Consider the following 17,340-nt stretch of genomic DNA (forward strand, 5'->3'; position numbering starts at 1 on the left):
AAATAAACCTGAAAGCTAAATTGAGCTTTCCTTACTTACATTCGAGTATTTTAATGACTGACAAAATCACTTTTAATGATTTAGGCTTGCCTGAATTCATTCTAAAAGCCGTTTCTGACCTTGGTTTTGAAACACCTTCGCCAATCCAACAAGCTTGTATTCCTGCTCTTCTAGAAGGCAGAGATGTACTTGGTATGGCACAAACCGGTAGTGGTAAAACTGCCGCATTCTCTTTACCTATTTTGGCTAAAATTGATCCAGCCGCAAAACATCCACAATTATTGGTGATGGCACCAACACGTGAACTAGCAATTCAAGTTGCTGATGCTTGCGAACACTTCATGAAATATGCCAAAGGCATCAACATCGTGACTCTTTATGGTGGTCAACGTTATGACATCCAATTACGTGCATTAAAACAAGGTGCACAAGTTGTTGTAGGTACACCAGGCCGTATTTTGGATCACATCCGTCGTAACACATTAAATCTATCTGAATTAAAAGCAATCGTACTTGATGAAGCAGATGAAATGCTTCGTATGGGCTTTATTGATGATGTAGAAACCGTTATGGCTGAATTACCGGAAGAGCACCAAACTGCCCTTTTCTCAGCAACCATGCCTGAGCCAATTCGTCGTATCACAAAACGCTTCATGAATAATCCGCAAGAAGTGAAAATCAAAGTAAATAACGATAATGCGCCTGATATTGAGCAAAATTGTTGGTATGTTCAAGGTTTCCGTAAAAATGATGCATTATTACGCTTCTTAGAAGTAGAAGATTTTGATGCGGCAATTATTTTTACCCGTACTAAAACAGGCACACTTGATGTGACTGAATTATTAGAAAAACACGGTTTCCGTGCTGCAGCCTTAAACGGTGATATGACCCAACAATTACGTGAGCAAACCTTAGATCGCTTACGTAATGGTAGCCTTGATATTGTGGTTGCAACTGATGTTGCTGCGCGCGGTATCGATATTGAACGAATCAGTCTTGTAGTGAACTATGACATCCCACTTGATGCAGAATCTTACGTTCACCGTATCGGTCGTACTGGTCGTGCAGGTCGTTCTGGTCGTGCATTATTATTCGTTGAACCACGTGAACGCCGTTTACTTCGTAATATCGAACACCTGATGAAAAAACCAATCAATGAAGTTGAATTGCCAAATCATGAAGTGTTGCAAGCCTGTCGTCGTAAAAAATTCCAAGACAAGATTACCAAGCAATTGGAACATCACGATCTGGAAATGTATCGCAGCTTATTGGAAGATTTATTCACCGCAGATCAGGATCAAGAAGATATTGCTGCAGCCATGTTGATGTTGCTTCAAGGTAAACAAAAACTCATCCTTCCACCGGATCCACCAATGGATAAACGCCGTCGTGACCGTAATGATCGCGGTGATCGCCGTGAAAATCCTCGTTCGGCTGAACGTCGTGGTGAACGTAAAGGCTACGGCACACCACAACCGATGGATTTATATCGTATCGAAGTGGGTCGCGCGGATGGTGTAGAAGTGCGTCATATCGTGGGCGCTATCGCCAATGAAGGTGATATTAACAGTCGTTATATTGGCCATATCAAACTTTATGATGACTACTCTACCGTTGAACTACCACAAGGCATGCCAAAAGAATTGCTTCAACAATTCGTTAAAACTCGCGTTTTAAATAAACAAATGCAAATGAGCTTTATGGGCGCGACACAATCAGACAGCGGACGTGGTAGTAACGATTTTGGCGGAAAAGGCCGTCGCGATGGTCGTCGTAATGAGCGTGGAGATCGTGGTCAAGATCGCTTCCGTGGTGAACGTAATGGTGAACGTCGTCAGCGTAAATTTAACGATAAAAACGACCGCACTTTTAATGAACGTGGTCGCCGAGATCGCCAACGTTAATCCTTATTTAACAGCCCCTTGAAGTAAAAGGGGCTTTTTTATTGTCTTAATTCTCGTTACAATCGTCTCTTATCTCAATTTATAAGGTTTATCTATTGAAAGGTCTATTTTTACGTATTATTGCTGCCTTTGCATTATTACTTTGGGCAGTGGATATGGTGTTCCCTTGGCAAAAAATTATGCAATCGGAGCAAAACCCTTACACTGCGATCAAAAATCGCGGTAGCCTTATTGTCGGCACCATTAACAATCCCATTTACTATTTTATTGGGAATGAGGGCGAATCTGGCTTGGAATACGAATTAGCAAAAAACTTTGCTGATTATTTAGGGGTTCGCTTACAAATTAAAACCTTAGAAAATAACGATCAACTTTTTAACGAATTAGAGAACAACAATATTGATATTGCTGCCGCAAATCTTTTGTTCCAGCCTCAACGTGCAGAAAAATTTCAGTTAGGGCCCTCTTATACTTCCGCCTCTTGGCAGCTAGTGTATAAAAAAGGGGAAAATCGCCCGAAAGATTTGGCTCAAGTACAGCAAGAAATTATTATTTCTGCGGGAGAAGACTTAGAAAAATTATTATCTCAAACACAGAAAAAACTCCCTGCACTCAAATGGCAGAATAACAAGCAATTGACTCAAGAGGAATTATTGATTCAAGTAGCTGAAGGGAAAATTCCTTACACCATTGCAAACAGTATTGATGTGGCTGCAGCACAACAAATTCGCCCGAATTTAGCGATCGCATTTGACCTAACGGATGAAATGACCGTACATTGGTATCTCTCCAATAAATCCTATAATGAGCTACAAGCAGGCTTGTTAGATTTTATGAATAATGCCATTGAAACAGGATTAATTGATCGTATTGAGGAAAAATATTTCCGCCATATTACTGCCTTTGACTATGTAGATACTCAGGCTTATTTAGAGGCAGTTGAAAAAATTCTTCCTCAATATCAACCGCTCTTTGAAAAATATAAAGGGAATTTAGACTGGCGATTATTAGCCGCTGTAGCCTATCAAGAATCGCATTGGGACCCTTATGCGACCTCTCCAACCGGTGTGCGTGGGATGATGATGTTAACCAAAGATACGGCTGCACGTATGAATATTAACAATCGTACGGATGCCGAACAAAGTATTAAGGCAGGCTCCGAATATCTGCATTGGCTACTCGACCAAATGCCTAACAGTATTCCAGAAGAAGATCGAATTTGGTATTCTTTAGCGGCATACAATATGGGGTTAGGGCATATTTTAGATGCTCGTCGCCTAACTAAAAAATTAGGCGGCAATCCTGATAACTGGTTAGATGTAAAAAATAATCTTCAGCTATTATCGGAAAAACGTCATTATTCAAACTTAAAATATGGCTACGCTCGCGGCTATGAGGCCTACCAATATGTCGAAAATATTCGACGTTACATGAATAGTATTGTGAATTATCATCGCGTTCAAGAAAACCAAGCGACTGCAACAGAGTAAGTGCGGTCAGAAAAAACAATGTTTTATTGAACTCAAAGAAAACAAGGAGAAAAAGATGTTAAAAAGAAAAACTTTTTTAAAGAAAAAAGCATCAAGAGATATCTCTGCTTCACGTAATTTACGTCTAAGACGTTTTAAACACCGTAAAGCACAACAATTCCAACGCCACGCATTACAACTTGTGATTCAAGATATCTAATAAAAAGGCGAACATCATGTTCGCCTTTTTACTATTGATTACTAGATATTATTGCTTAATACCACCAAATGCACCACGAGCTTGGTCTGCTTCGTTAATGAATAGACCTGTCATTTCTTGTGCATTTTCACCAAAGAAACCACCTTGGGTTTTAATACCATTCGCATTTCCGGCAAAACTGTTACCAGAGATCTTACCGCCAAAGTTCATTCCTGGTAAAGCATTTGTTTTTCCTGCAATATTGATATCAATCACTTTTGTAGCAAAATCTGCTGTTGCTGTCATCTGGCTTAGTTCACTGTAATTTTGCTCACCATCTTTCTTATAAACAGCACCACCTTTATACTCCACTTGACCCGCGGTTGGAATTTGACTTACAGCTGTTGGTAAGCCTTGCGCAAAGAAATATCGATTACCTGTTAATGTGTCGTAATAGGCACCAAATGCGCTAGATTTAAAATTACTATTACTTAAAATCGTTTGACGTTCTTTACGAAGGTTATATTGATCGTCGTATGGCTCATAACTCTCAGGATCCATATCTCCTGCTCTTCTTAAAATATTGATATCCACTAATTGACCATTTTTATCAGTGATCGTCAGATCACGGATATCTCGTGCTTGTGGGCGGGAAGCATCATTTTTCTCTCCAACTAGCACTCCACCTGAAATATAATCTGTCATCTCACCACTAGTCCCACCAAAAATTTTATCGCCTAATGAAACTTTAGATTTTTCATCCGCAAGTAATTTTTCAAGTTCTTTTAGTTTTGCATCTGTGTCTGAAGATGATGTATATGTGTATGATCCCTTTGTTCCAGTTTGGCTAGTTTGATTTTGACTACTTTGGCTAGTTTGATTTTGACTACCTAGACTTTGAGTACTGTTAGTACTTGATTTTGAAGCGTTGCTTTCTGCTTTCTTAGATAACTCAGCTATTTTTTGATTTAAATCGCTTTCGAGTTGGCGAATTTGATCAGTATTATCCGTACCACCTTTCGAGCTAGAAGAACAAGCACTTAATGCCATAACACAAGAAAGAGCAATGATTGAAAGTTTAATTTTACTCATAGGAGAATCCTTATTGTTTATGTTTTATAAATAGATGTGCACAATTTACAGAAAATGAAAATAATTTGCAATAGCATTGTCAAAATTCTTTAACTTTTGTAAAATTCACTCCAAAGTTTATAAATCAAATTAAATTTTAGGTGAATATATGGCTCTTAAATTTCCTCTTTCTTTAGGTGCAATTTGTGTAGCGGTAGCTTTACAAGCTTACGCAGAAGAACAAACAACATTAGATACCATCACGGTAACTGATACTGAAATCAAAGCGAGTCAAATTAAAAAAACTCGTAAGGTCATTCAAGAAGAATTAGTGGCTGATAATTATGACTTAGTGCGTTATGCAACTGATGTAGGCATTAGCGATAATGGTCGTCGCAATAAAGGCTTTGCAATGAGAGGCGTAGAAGGCAACCGCGTTGGTATTAGTGTTGATGGGGTTAATTTACCTGAATCTGAAGAAAACTCACTTTATGCTCGCTATGGTAATTTCAATAGCTCACGATTAAGTATTGACCCTGAATTAGTGCAAGGCATTGACATTATGCGAGGTTCAGACTCTTTCAATGCAGGAAGTGGATCATTGGGAGGTTCAGTAAACTATCGCACTCTTGGTGCAGAGGATATTATTCTACCAAATCAAAAATGGGGCGTATTGCTTAAAAATGGTTACGCAAGTAAAAATCGAGAATGGACACACACCTTAGGTGTAGCTTATAGAGATGACAAATTTGATGCAACGCTACTCTATTCTCGCCGTAACGGACATGAAATGAAAAGTAGTGGTAACGGCGAAGATATTTTTGGTAATGCTCGCGGCATCCCAGATCCTGCACATCATAAAAATAACAGTTATTTAGCGAAAATTGGCTACTTTATTACGCCATCTCATCGTGTAAGTGCTTCATTTAATGGGCAAAAGGCCGATAATTTTGTTGATGAAAAATCTTACCAACTATCAGGCATCTGGCGCGAATCTGAAGATATTGGTAAACGTTATAATGCTAACGTTGCCTATGAATATTTTCCGGAAAATAATCGGTGGTTAAGTTATGTGAAAACTGACTTTGATTGGCAAAAAACGAATGTTGGTTCAAATAACTACAAAGGTGGGCATAATTATAATGCTGATTTTAGCAAACCATCGGAAAAACGTTTATATGAAATCCAAGATACACACATGAATACTCGATTTATACGTGGATCGTTACGCGCTGATTTTCAGCCGTGGGAAAGTCGTTTTGGTAGCCATCAATTCACTATAAAAACCGGTATTTCACAAAAAGATTTTGATAACCGCAATAATCATGAATATCTAAATATAAATGCCGATGGATCTAGTGCAAAAGATAGCGAATCTATTCAACATCCAGTAAGAACACGTTCATTCTTCACTCAGTTACAAGATAACGTAACTTGGAATGACATTTTTTCTAGCCAACTTGGTATTCGTTATGATTGGGATGAATTGGTGCCACAAGATTTAAATGCAACCTGTCGCGCTTGTAGTAGCACTCCCCCATCAAATACATTCCAAAGTGTCAGTGGTTCATTAGGATTAGATGCTCAACTTAATGATATTTGGAAAATTGGTTATAACATTTCTACTGGTTTCCGTATTCCAACAGCCTCAGAGATGTATTTTACTTATAACCATGCAGCGGGTAACTGGCTAGCGAATCCTGATTTAGAAGCTGAACAGGCTCTTAATCAATCTATTCATCTTCAAGCAGAACACCAATTAGGTTCATTCGGTCTAAATCTGTATCATACTCGTTATAAAAACTTCCTCTATGAACAGGAATCAACCTATAAAAAGCGGAATCAATTCTATGATCCATATAGTGCTGGCTATGGACAGTTACCTTATTACACAACTATCGCACAACAAGCAGTAAATATTGATCGCGCTAGAATTTCAGGCGTGGAATTCACCAGCAAAGTTAACTTGGAACAAGTTTCTTCGGCCATTCCACAAGGTTGGAAATTCTTAGCTAATCTCGGTTATGCCAAAGGAAAATTGAGTGGCACTGAAGCAAGCTTACTTTCTATTCAGCCAATTAAAGTGATTTTAGGTATCGGCTACGAAGATCCAAATGACCTTTGGGGAATTAATGCGAAAGCTAGTTACCTTGGTGCGAAGAAAGCTAAAGATGCCCAAATAGTACAGTACACGGCTAATTTTGAAAGAGAAGTCAAAAGCTACCCTTATCTCAATAATTCAGCTGTCTTATTCGATCTATATGGTTTCTATAAAGTAAATAAAAATATCACACTACGAGCAGGACTTTATAACTTATTTAATCGCAAATATCACACCTGGGATACCCTACGTGGCATTAACAAAATAAGTACTACTGATTCAGTTGATAAAGAAGGGAAAGGTTTAGAGCGTTTTTATGCGCCTGGGCGTAATTTCGCAGCATCTGTTGAAATTCGTTTTTAACTCATTATTTCCTTAATAAAAAAGGGCGAACATCATGTTCGCCCTTTTATTTATTCATTATCCCTTATTTTTCAAAAGAATCTTTCAAACGTTCATCTGCTCGACGGGATTCACCTTTATGTTGAAGTTTGTTTAATTGACGTTCTAATTTTTCTTCAACTTCATTGATCGCTTTATACATATCCTCTGCTGTTGCACTGGCTAACAGATTACCTAACGGGGTTCCAATTGAAGCCTCTACAGAAAAGCCGTTTGGCACTTTACTTAAAACAAAGTGCGGGCTAATCAGTTGAGTGTGCCATTTCTCTAATTTTGCAAGTCTTCCCTCCACATGTTCACGGATTGCAGGGGTGATTTCCATTTGTTTGCTTGTGATATTGAGTGTCATAGCATTTACCTCTTTTGGTTAAATGAACCCTTCGGTTCAGTTCATCTTTAATGACAACATATCGACCTTGAACCACTTTTTCAAGTGCTTTTAGGTAAATAAAAAAACAAATGTTCAAAAATATGATCGGGATCTAATTTCTGAAAAAATATGATTTTCTTTCTGTGTAAACTTGTTATGATGTAAAGCTGTAAACAACAAAGGGAAGCACTCGGCTTCCCTTTTCTTTTTATGAGATAAATTAGGCTAATTCATCTTGATCATGTTGCGTCGCTTTTAAACGTTCGAAGTAATCCTTAGTTTCTGAAATAATTTCTTTACGCAAACCAATTAATGCTATCAAGTTCGGGAAGGCCATTAAACCATTCACGATATCCGCTAAAATCCAGATTAAATCTAAGGTGAGGAATGAGCCTGCTCCAACCAAAACAATAAATACGAAGCGATACAATTTAATACCACGGATACCAACTAAGTAAAGAAAACAACGCTCACCATAGTAACACCAACCTAAAATTGTGGTAAAAGCAAAGAATAATAAACCAACGGTTACAATAGTTGCACCGATTGATATGCCTAAGCCCTGTGCAAAAGCGTAGTTGGTAACACTTGCACCAGAAAGCTCAGGATTACTCCATGCTCCCGTAATCACAAGAACTAAGCCAGTCATCGTACATACGATGATGGTATCTAAAAATGTCCCTGTCATCGAAATTAAACCTTGGCGAACGGGCTCTTTCGTTTGCGCCGCTGCAGCAGCAATAGGCGCACTCCCTAAACCGGATTCATTTGAGAAAATACCGCGTGCCACACCCGATTGAATCGCTTTCATCACGGTAAAACCAACTGCACCGCCTAAAACCGCTTGTGGGTTAAACGCACTCTGAATAATTAATGCAATTGCAGCAGGCAATTTGTCGTAATTAACGATTAAGATGATAATTGAGGTCGCCACATAGCCGATTGCCATAAAAGGCACAATCACTGAAGAAGCTGTCGCAATACGTCTTACACCACCGAGAATAATCATAGCGACCAATACGGTCACCACTGTTGCCGTAATAATAACGGGTACATTGAATGTGTCTTGCATCGCATGCGTAATGGCATTTATTTGAGGGAAGGTACCAATACCGAAAAAGGCCACCAAGACTCCAAAGAGCGCAAATAATTTGGCTAGCCATTTAATACCAAGACCGCGTTCGATGTAGTACATCGGTCCACCCGCCATAAAACCGTATTTATCTCGCACACGATATTTCACGGCAAGTAAACATTCAGCGTATTTAGTTGCCATGCCTAATAATGCAACTAGCCACATCCAAAAAATCGCTCCAGGTCCGCCCGCTTGCACGGCGGTAGCAACACCAACAATGTTCCCTGTACCAATAGTTGCCGCTAATGCCGTGCAAAGTGCCGCAAAAGAAGACACATCTCCCTTGCCTTTATTCGCACCACGCGCAAATAAATAGCCCAATGCACGAGGCAAATAACGAATTTGTAAGAAACCTAAACGAAGGGTGAGATAAAGTCCGGTTCCGGACAATAGAATAAGTAGGGGCGGTCCCCATACAAAGCTGCTAATAGCAGATAAGGTTGTCAGTAATGACATTGATGATTCCTCGTCGTTTAAAATACAAATAAACTCGACAAGGAGACAAGAAGAATCCCGATAGAAATATTTTTGATAATACCGATTGTCTTTTGCCCCTGTCCTTTTGCCTGAGCGTTTGGAAAACAATCGAAAAATCGACCGCTCTTTTGCGCCTTCGGCGTCCATTTACATCAATAAAATGCAATGGATCTCTCCAAGGGTTCGTCCAGTAACAGTCCCTGCAATCTTGCGATTGCGCCTGAAAGATTTTACCTCGTCGGCGTAGGGGCAATTCCCTACTCTCCAGCTACCTTCTTCCGAACTCACTTTTTACGTTTTATTCTTATTGCAAAAAGTGCTGAGAATTTTAACAAACTTAAAAAGCTAACTCAATGGATTGACGAAAAAAGGCTTAGATAACAAGGTGAAAGCAGATAAAAACAAAGTGCGGTCAAAAATTTTCTTATTTTTTGACCGTACTTTCTTAAAAAAGAAAGGCAGGTCATTACCTGCCTTTATCTATTTTAATTATTATAAAATCTCTTTTGCTTTTGCTACCACGTTATCCACGGTGAAACCAAAGAGTTTGAATAATTGATCTGCCGGTGCTGATTCGCCGAAGCTATTCATGCCTACCACGCGACCTTCAAAGCCAACGTATTTATACCAGAAGTCTGCAATACCCGCTTCAACCGCAACACGTTTGGTTACAGCTGCTGGTAACACACTTTCACGGTATGCCGCATCTTGTTTGTCGAAACGGTTAGTGCTTGGCATAGAGACGACACGTACTTTTTTACCTTCAGCAGTCAATACCTCTGCTGCCTTCACTGCTAATTCCACTTCAGAACCTGTCGCAATGAAGATTAACTCAGGTATGCCATCACAGTCTTTTAACACATAAGCACCACGTTTAACTGCCTCTAATTGTGCAGAAGTGCGGTCCATTTGTGCTAAGTTTTGACGGGTAAAGATCAACGCACTTGGGCCATCTTGACGCTCAACCGCTTGTTGCCATGCGATGGCTGATTCCACTTGGTCACATGGACGCCATGTTTCAAGATTTGGAATTAAGCGTAATGAGGTGGTTTGCTCAACTGGTTGGTGAGTTGGACCATCTTCGCCTAAACCAATCGAGTCATGAGTATAAACGAATAAAGTGCGTTGTTTCATTAATGCGGCCATACGCACCGCATTGTGTGCATATTCGTAGAACATCAAGAAGGTTGCGCCATAAGGAATGAACCCACCGTGTAAAGCAATACCATTCATAATCGCTGACATACCGAACTCACGCACACCATAGTTGATATAGTTACCACCTACGTTTTCGTGGGCACGAATTGGTTTAGAACCGCTCCATAACGTTAAGTTAGAGCTGGCTAAGTCTGCGGATCCACCTAAAAATTCAGGTAACACATGTGCATAAGCTTCAATGGCATTTTGTGATGCTTTACGGCTTGCAATACTTGTAGGATTCGCTTGTAATTTTTCAATGAACGCTTTAGATTCTGCCGCCCAATTTGCTGGTAATTCGCCGTTTACACGACGTGTAAATTCTGCTGCAAGTTCAGGGTATGCTTTTGCATAAGCGGCAAATTTTTCTTCCCAAGATTTTTCTGCTGCAGCGCCTTTTTCTTTCGCAGACCATTCTGCATAGTACTCAGCCGGAATTTCAAATGGACCATATTCCCAGCCCAGTGCTTTACGGGTTAATGCGATTTCTTCATCACCTAATGGTGCACCGTGACAATCATGAGAGCCTGATTTATTTGGTGAACCAAAACCGATGATGGTTTTACAAATAATTAATGTTGGTTTTTCTTTTTCTGCTTGAGCAAGAATAGTTGCAGCACGAATTTGTTCTGCATCGTGACCGTCCACATTACGGATTACTTGCCAGCCATAAGCTTCAAAACGTTCTGCCGTATCATCGCTGAACCAACCATCAACATGACCATCAATCGAAATGTTGTTGTCATCGTAGAATGCGATTAATTTACCAAGACCTAATGTGCCTGCTAAAGAGCAAGCTTCGTGAGAAATCCCTTCCATTAAACAGCCATCACCTAAGAACACATAAGTGTGGTGATCGACAATTTCATGGCCTTCACGGTTAAATTGGCCTGCTAAGGTTTTCTCAGCAATCGCCATCCCTACTGCATTAGTGATACCTTGGCCTAACGGACCAGTTGTGGTTTCAACACCTGGTGCATAACCATATTCTGGGTGGCCTGGGGTTTTAGAATGTAATTGACGGAATTGTTTTAAATCTTCGATAGAAAGATCGTAGCCTGTTAAATGTAATAAGCTATAAATCAACATTGAACCGTGGCCGTTAGAAAGCACAAAACGGTCGCGATCAGCCCATTTAGGGTTGTTTGGATTGTGTTTTAAGAAATCGCGCCATAATACCTCAGCGATATCCGCCATTCCCATTGGTGCGCCTGGGTGGCCTGATTTTGCTTTTTGTACTGCATCCATTGATAGCGCACGAATTGCGTTGGCGAGTTGTCTACGAGTTGCCATGTTTTTCTCCTATCTAAATAATTCTCAGTATTCTACCCTATTTACTGATTGGCTTAACCAATATTTGCAATTTTATTTACCTTGATCAAATTCTTCGACGACGTTGATGGAAACGTTGGCTACTCGATTTACCTTGTAAATTGACCACCGTTTTAGTTTCCACTGGTTTTCGATATGTTCGACGATAATGACTTAAAAAATAATGAATGGAACTGGCGAATAATGCGCCTAATAAAAAGACCACGACAATTTCACCATATAAGCGGTGAAAAACTTGATTGATTTTGCTCTGCGTCGTTTGCGCATATTGGGCGTCAAAGGTCACGCGCAAAAAGCCACGAACCGCATTATTGGAAGCCGAGTAAATCGGTTCAACAATTTGTTGTGTTGAAAACTCACCTTCATTTTTATGCTCAAGACCAAGTTGCTCACGAAGATTACCGGTATTGGTACTTTGTGCCAATTCTTTGCCGTTATAATCATAAATGGTCGCATCGAGCACAAAATTCTCTTTAACTAAATTATCTAAATTTTCGACGAGCTGATCGGATTTCGCATTATTGGTTAATAAAACTGAAAATAAATTGGCTTGCTGACGAACCAAAGTATGCGATAAATTCGCTACTTGATTCACACTTGAAAGCTGTGAACCAATCTTAAATTGTTTCACGCCAAACAAAATCACCGCCATGGCACCGATACAAAGCAGAACGATGAGTCCAAACATCAGTGATTTTTGAAGTTTTTCTTTAATTAATTGCACGTTGTTTTTCCATTTTTTCGCCAAGATCGGCTAGAATAGATGAGTATTCACAATTTACAGGATTTTCTATGCAAATTCAAAACCTTGCAAGCATTACCCAAAAATATCCCCAATTTCCTACCGCACTTTCGTCTGATTTGCCTCACTCCGATGAATCGCATGCGTTTATTTTATACGGTACAACGCTGAATTTAGCCAAATTACTCGAATTCCAACAAAAGTGCGGTCAATCTTTCCTGTGTTTTGATGCATGGAACGTTGAAAAAAATACCGTTGTCCTTTTAAAAGGCGAATGGCTAACTGATTTTATTGCCCACGCTCACAACCTGCAATTAGACATCGCAAAACTGGATTTTGATGCCAAATTATCAGAAAAAGGTTTATTGGTGATGGATATGGATTCTACGGCGATTCAAATTGAGTGTATTGATGAAATCGCTAAACTGGCTGGCACGGGTGAATTAGTTTCTGCCATTACTGAAAGCGCCATGCGTGGCGAGCTCGATTTTGAACAAAGTTTGCGTCGTCGTGTGGGTACGCTTAAAGGCGCGCCAGAAAGTATTTTGCAACAGGTGCGTGAAAAATTACCGTTAATGCCAGGCTTAATTGAAACCATTAAGACATTACAACAACATGGTTGGAAAACCGCTATTGCCTCTGGTGGCTTTACCTATTTCGCCGATTATTTAAAAAGTTTATTAAACCTCGACTTCGCGGCGTCTAATCAATTTGAAATTATTGATGGCACGCTCACTGGTAATGTAAAAGGTAGCGTGGTCGATGCACAATACAAAGCGAATACCTTGCAAAAACTCGCTGAGGAATACAGTATTTCACGCAAAAACACCCTCGCCATTGGTGATGGCGCCAATGATTTGGCGATGATGAATGTCGCCGGATTAGGAGTGGCATTCCATGCCAAACCGAAGGTGCAACAACAAGCGCAAATTGTGGTAAACTTTGCTGACTTAACCGCACTTTTATGTCTTTTAAGTGCAAATGATCGAATTTAATTCATTTTGGGAGAAAATTTATGCCATCTTTTGATATCGTATCTGAAATTACTATGCACGAAGTGCGTAATGCGGTTGAAAATGCAAACCGCGTATTAAGTACACGTTATGATTTCCGTGGCGTGGAAGCCGTCATTGAATTAAATGAAAAAAGCGAAACGGTGAAAGTGACGACTGAATCAGATTTCCAATTAGAACAATTAATTGAAATCTTGATTGGTGCGTTTGTAAAACGTGGCATTGAGCATAGCTCGTTGGATATTCCAACAGAAAGTGAACACCATGGTAAACTTTACACCAAAGAAATCAAATTAAAACAGGGGATTGAAACAGAGATGGCGAAGAAAATCACTAAATTAGTGAAAGATTCAAAAATCAAAGTTCAAACTCAGATTCAAGGTGAACAAGTACGTGTAACTGGTAAATCCCGTGATGACTTACAAGCTGTTATTCAATTAGTGAAAGGGGCTGAATTAGGTCAACCATTCCAATTTAATAACTTTAGAGATTAATTTAATGAAAAAATATTTATGGGTATTTTTGGCTGCAGTTCCAGCATGTTCGCTCGCAAATGAGAATGCTATGAATCTCGGTGAGAGCGTCATTGATGTTGTAAAATGTGAAACCACCAAAGGTGAAAAGATTTGGGTCGCGCTAAATAATCTTAAAACATTCACTTACATGAAAAACGATGTGAATGTGGCTGATCAAACGATAGATAATGCTTACTTACAAGCTTATGCCACAGAAGCGACTCTTTTTCTTCCACCAACAGAAAATAATCAGTTGTGGACGATAATAAAAGAAAGAGCAGTAGATAAGACGAGCATCAGTCAAGTTACTATCGATTTGCGTAATGAGAAAGGTAAGCTAATTTCTCATGCTGCTTGCAAACGAAATGACGAGACTTTTTCATTATTAATGGGATCGAGTTTCGATATAAAAGAGCCTACCGATAAAATCCTTGAATTAATGGATCCACCTACGCCATAAAAACGAAAGCGCGGTCAAAAAACACAACATTTTTTGACCGCTCTTTTTATTTGCGCTAATTAAGCTAATCTCGCTTTTGCTTCTGCAATCGCTTCTGCCACTCGAAGTGGTGAAACCCCACCTTTCGCACAACGTTTATCTAAACAAGATTGTAGTGAAAGAATGTCATATACATCATCCCCTACCACATCACTGAATTGACGGAACTCAGAAATGGTTAAGTCCTCCAAGGCTTTTCCTTTTTCAATGGCATAAACCACGGTTTCACCGACAATATGGTGAGAATCACGGAATGGCACACCTTTTGCCACAAGGTAATCCGCTAGCTCTGTTGCATTTGAATAACCTTTTAAGGCTGCTTCGCGTGTACGATCGGTATTCACTTTTAATTCATCTAGTACAAAAGTTGCCATATCTACGCAATCTTGCCAGGTATCTAACGCATCAAAGATCCCTTCTTTGTCTTCTTGCATATCTTTGTTATACGCTAATGGTAAACCTTTTAAGGTCATCAACATACCTGTTAATGCCCCCATGACACGGCCTGCTTTACCACGAATCAATTCACAAGCATCCGGATTTTTCTTTTGTGGCATTAAAGATGAGCCTGAAGTTACACGATCTGACAATTCGACAAAATTCGCTTCACCACTGTTGAAAATGATCATATCTTCTGCAAAGCGAGAAAGGTGCGCCATACTTAAAGACGCCGTTGAAAGTAATTCCACAATATGATCACGATCAGAGACACTATCCAAACTATTACGCGTCGCAAAAGCAAAACCAAGATCCGCGGCTAATTGTTCACGATCGACTGCATAGGCTGTCCCCGCTAGTGCGCCACTACCCAATGGACAGCTATTCATGCGTTTATAAGCATCGGCGAGACGTGAATAATCACGCTCAAACATCTCCACATAAGCCATACACCAATGAGCAAACGTGATTGGTTGTGCACGTTGTAAATGGGTATAACCTGGCATCACCGCATCTTGCGTATTTTCAGCAGTTTGTACCAAGTGGCGCTGAAGATTACGAACAGACTCTTGCAACTCGACTACACGCTGTTTACACCACATTTTAATATCAAGTGCAACTTGGTCATTACGGCTACGACCCGTGTGTAATTTTTTACCTAAATTCCCCACTTTATCGATGAGCTTACTTTCCACCCAGCTATGAATATCTTCTGCATCATCTTGTAAAATCGCTTGTGGATTTGACCGCACTTCGATTAATAATTCATTTAAGGCAACCTCTAGCTGTTGTTGCTCTTCAGCACTTAATACACCAACATTAACTAAAGCTTTAGACCAACCAATTGAACCTTCAATATCTTGCTCTGCCAAGCGATAATCAAAACGCAGGCTATCATTAAAATCTTTAAAACGTTTGTCTGCCGCTTGTGTAAAACGACCACCCCAGAGAGCCATAAGTTATCCTTATCTCGATTATAAAAATGATTAATTATTCAATTATCACGCATAATTAATCAATATGCAATGATAATCTCTATATCGTCCACTATTTTACCCTGTTTTTTCTAACAAAAACTAGACAGTACTGCATTTTAGTGGTAATTTACGCAACATTCTTAAGGGCAGTGCCCACCATTCAAACAATTCAGTATTATCAACTCTTATTAGTTCCAACATTATTTAATTATGCATCTTACAGAACTTAAAAACACGCCTGTTTCTGATCTTGTGAAACTTGGCGAAGAACAAATGGGTTTGGAAAATCTTGCCCGTTTACGTAAACAAGATATTGTTTTTGCTATTTTGAAACAGCACGCCAAGAGCGGTGAAGACATTTTTGGCGGCGGCGTATTGGAGATTTTACCCGACGGTTTCGGTTTCTTACGCTCCGCAGACAGTTCCTACCTTGCTGGTCCTGATGACATCTACGTTTCCCCAAGTCAAATTCGTCGTTTCAATCTTCAAACTGGTGATAAAATCGAAGGAAAAATCCGTCCACCAAAAGAAGGCGAACGTTATTTTGCACTTTTAAAAGTCGACCAAGTCAACGATGACAAACCAGAAGTCTCTCGTAGCAAAATCCTTTTCGAAAACTTAACCCCATTACACGCGAATTCTCGCTTAAGAATGGAACGTGGTAATGGCTCAACCGAAGATTTAACCGCTCGTATTTTGGATTTAGCGTCTCCAATTGGTAAAGGCCAACGTGGTCTTATCGTGGCTCCGCCAAAAGCCGGTAAAACCATGTTATTACAAAACATTGCACAAAGTATCACGCACAATTATCCAGAATGTGAACTTATTGTGCTTTTAATTGATGAGCGTCCAGAAGAAGTAACTGAAATGCAACGTTCAGTAAAAGGTGAAGTCATTGCCTCTACCTTTGATGAACCAGCAACCCGTCACGTTCAAGTAGCAGAAATGGTTATCGAGAAAGCAAAACGTTCTGTTGAGCATAAAAAAGACGTGGTGATTTTACTCGACTCTATTACTCGTTTAGCACGTGCTTACAATACCGTGACACCAGCATCCGGTAAAATTCTTTCTGGTGGTGTGGATGCTAATGCTTTACATCGTCCAAAACGTTTCTTTGGCGCGGCGCGTAACGTGGAAGAAGGCGGTAGCTTAACCATTATTGCAACCGCACTTGTGGATACTGGTTCAAAAATGGATGAGGTTATCTTCGAAGAATTTAAAGGTACTGGTAACATGGAATTACATCTTTCTCGCAAAATTGCAGAAAAACGTGTGTTCCCAGCAATTGACTTCAACCGTTCTGGTACGCGTAAAGAAGATTTACTTACCACACCAGATGAATTACAAAAAATGTGGATTTTACGCAAAATCCTTAACCCAATGGGTGAAGTGGAAGCGATGGAATTCCTCATCGACAAACTTATGGTGGCGAAAACCAACGATGAGTTTTTTGAAATTATGAAGCGGTCTTAATTCTGACCGCACTTAAAAACAAAAAA

General features: G+C 39.7%; 14 protein-coding genes and 1 riboswitch. Of the genes, 8 read left to right on the plus strand and 6 right to left on the minus strand.

Annotated features, from left to right (window positions below):
- Positions 1-53: 53 nt before the first annotated feature.
- From QP437_RS00945 to QP437_RS00955, 3 genes are all read left to right on the plus strand, one after another.
- Positions 54-1,904 (plus strand): DEAD/DEAH box helicase, encoded by a 1,851-nt coding sequence (locus QP437_RS00945; protein WP_285266633.1) that lies wholly within the window; start codon positions 54-56, stop codon positions 1,902-1,904.
- Positions 1,905-1,999: 95 nt separating this feature from the next.
- Positions 2,000-3,394 (plus strand): membrane-bound lytic murein transglycosylase MltF, encoded by a 1,395-nt coding sequence (gene mltF / locus QP437_RS00950; protein ID WP_285266634.1) that lies wholly within the window; start codon positions 2,000-2,002, stop codon positions 3,392-3,394.
- A 55-nt stretch (positions 3,395-3,449) separates the two neighbouring features.
- Complete coding sequence (locus QP437_RS00955) at positions 3,450-3,593, plus strand: hypothetical protein (protein ID WP_172621994.1); 144 nt, start codon at positions 3,450-3,452, stop codon at positions 3,591-3,593.
- A 48-nt stretch (positions 3,594-3,641) separates the two neighbouring features.
- On the opposite strand, the gene QP437_RS00960 is transcribed toward QP437_RS00955, so the two are convergent.
- Positions 3,642-4,664, minus strand: coding sequence for a transferrin-binding protein-like solute binding protein (locus QP437_RS00960; protein ID WP_054419881.1), 1,023 nt, complete (start codon positions 4,662-4,664; stop codon positions 3,642-3,644).
- Positions 4,665-4,812: 148 nt separating this feature from the next.
- Here QP437_RS00960 and QP437_RS00965 point away from each other — a divergent pair, with 148 nt between their 5' ends.
- Complete coding sequence (locus QP437_RS00965) at positions 4,813-7,107, plus strand: TonB-dependent hemoglobin/transferrin/lactoferrin family receptor (RefSeq protein ID WP_285266635.1); 2,295 nt, start codon at positions 4,813-4,815, stop codon at positions 7,105-7,107.
- 64 nt (positions 7,108-7,171) lie between these two features.
- On the opposite strand, the gene raiA is transcribed toward QP437_RS00965, so the two are convergent.
- The 4 genes from raiA to QP437_RS00985 all read right to left on the minus strand — a co-directional run bounded on the left by raiA (position 7,172) and on the right by QP437_RS00985 (position 12,381).
- Complete coding sequence (gene raiA, locus QP437_RS00970; RefSeq protein ID WP_014064133.1) at positions 7,172-7,495, minus strand: ribosome-associated translation inhibitor RaiA; 324 nt, start codon at positions 7,493-7,495, stop codon at positions 7,172-7,174.
- Positions 7,496-7,736: 241 nt separating this feature from the next.
- Positions 7,737-9,107, minus strand: a complete 1,371-nt coding sequence (locus tag QP437_RS00975) for a sodium:alanine symporter family protein (RefSeq protein ID WP_285266636.1) — start codon at positions 9,105-9,107, stop codon at positions 7,737-7,739.
- A gap of 88 nt (positions 9,108-9,195) precedes the next feature.
- Positions 9,196-9,317: riboswitch (glycine riboswitch) on the minus strand.
- A 303-nt stretch (positions 9,318-9,620) separates the two neighbouring features.
- Positions 9,621-11,618 carry a transketolase gene (gene tkt / locus QP437_RS00980; RefSeq protein ID WP_285266637.1) on the minus strand — a complete coding sequence of 666 codons (1,998 nt, stop codon included), beginning with the start codon at positions 11,616-11,618 and terminating at the stop codon, positions 9,621-9,623.
- An 85-nt stretch (positions 11,619-11,703) separates the two neighbouring features.
- Positions 11,704-12,381, minus strand: a complete 678-nt coding sequence (locus tag QP437_RS00985) for a YtjB family periplasmic protein (protein WP_041918191.1) — start codon at positions 12,379-12,381, stop codon at positions 11,704-11,706.
- Positions 12,382-12,449: 68 nt separating this feature from the next.
- On the opposite strand from QP437_RS00985, the gene serB reads away from it, so the two are divergent.
- The 3 genes from serB to QP437_RS01000 are packed head-to-tail and all read left to right on the plus strand — an operon-like array spanning position 12,450 to position 14,387.
- Complete coding sequence (gene serB / locus QP437_RS00990; protein ID WP_285266638.1) at positions 12,450-13,394, plus strand: phosphoserine phosphatase; 945 nt, start codon at positions 12,450-12,452, stop codon at positions 13,392-13,394.
- A gap of 20 nt (positions 13,395-13,414) precedes the next feature.
- The gene (locus QP437_RS00995; protein WP_005695407.1) at positions 13,415-13,906 is read left to right on the plus strand and encodes a YajQ family cyclic di-GMP-binding protein; all 492 of its coding nucleotides are present in this window, start codon (positions 13,415-13,417) and stop codon (positions 13,904-13,906) included.
- 4 nt (positions 13,907-13,910) lie between these two features.
- Entirely contained in the window at positions 13,911-14,387 is a 477-nt protein-coding gene (locus QP437_RS01000; protein WP_285266639.1) for a hypothetical protein, read from the plus strand.
- Positions 14,388-14,446: 59 nt separating this feature from the next.
- On the opposite strand, the gene argH is transcribed toward QP437_RS01000, so the two are convergent.
- On the minus strand, positions 14,447-15,820 hold the full coding sequence (gene argH / locus QP437_RS01005; RefSeq protein WP_285266640.1) for an argininosuccinate lyase: 1,374 nt from the start codon (positions 15,818-15,820) through the stop codon (positions 14,447-14,449).
- A gap of 231 nt (positions 15,821-16,051) precedes the next feature.
- Between argH and rho the strand changes: the two genes are divergently transcribed.
- Positions 16,052-17,314, plus strand: coding sequence for a transcription termination factor Rho (rho, locus tag QP437_RS01010; protein WP_014064140.1), 1,263 nt, complete (start codon positions 16,052-16,054; stop codon positions 17,312-17,314).
- The last annotated feature ends 26 nt before the right edge of the window (positions 17,315-17,340 follow it).

It is taken from the genome of Haemophilus sp. UMB1048 (genome assembly GCF_030218125.1).
In the GTDB taxonomy this organism is placed as follows: domain Bacteria; phylum Pseudomonadota; class Gammaproteobacteria; order Enterobacterales; family Pasteurellaceae; genus Haemophilus_D.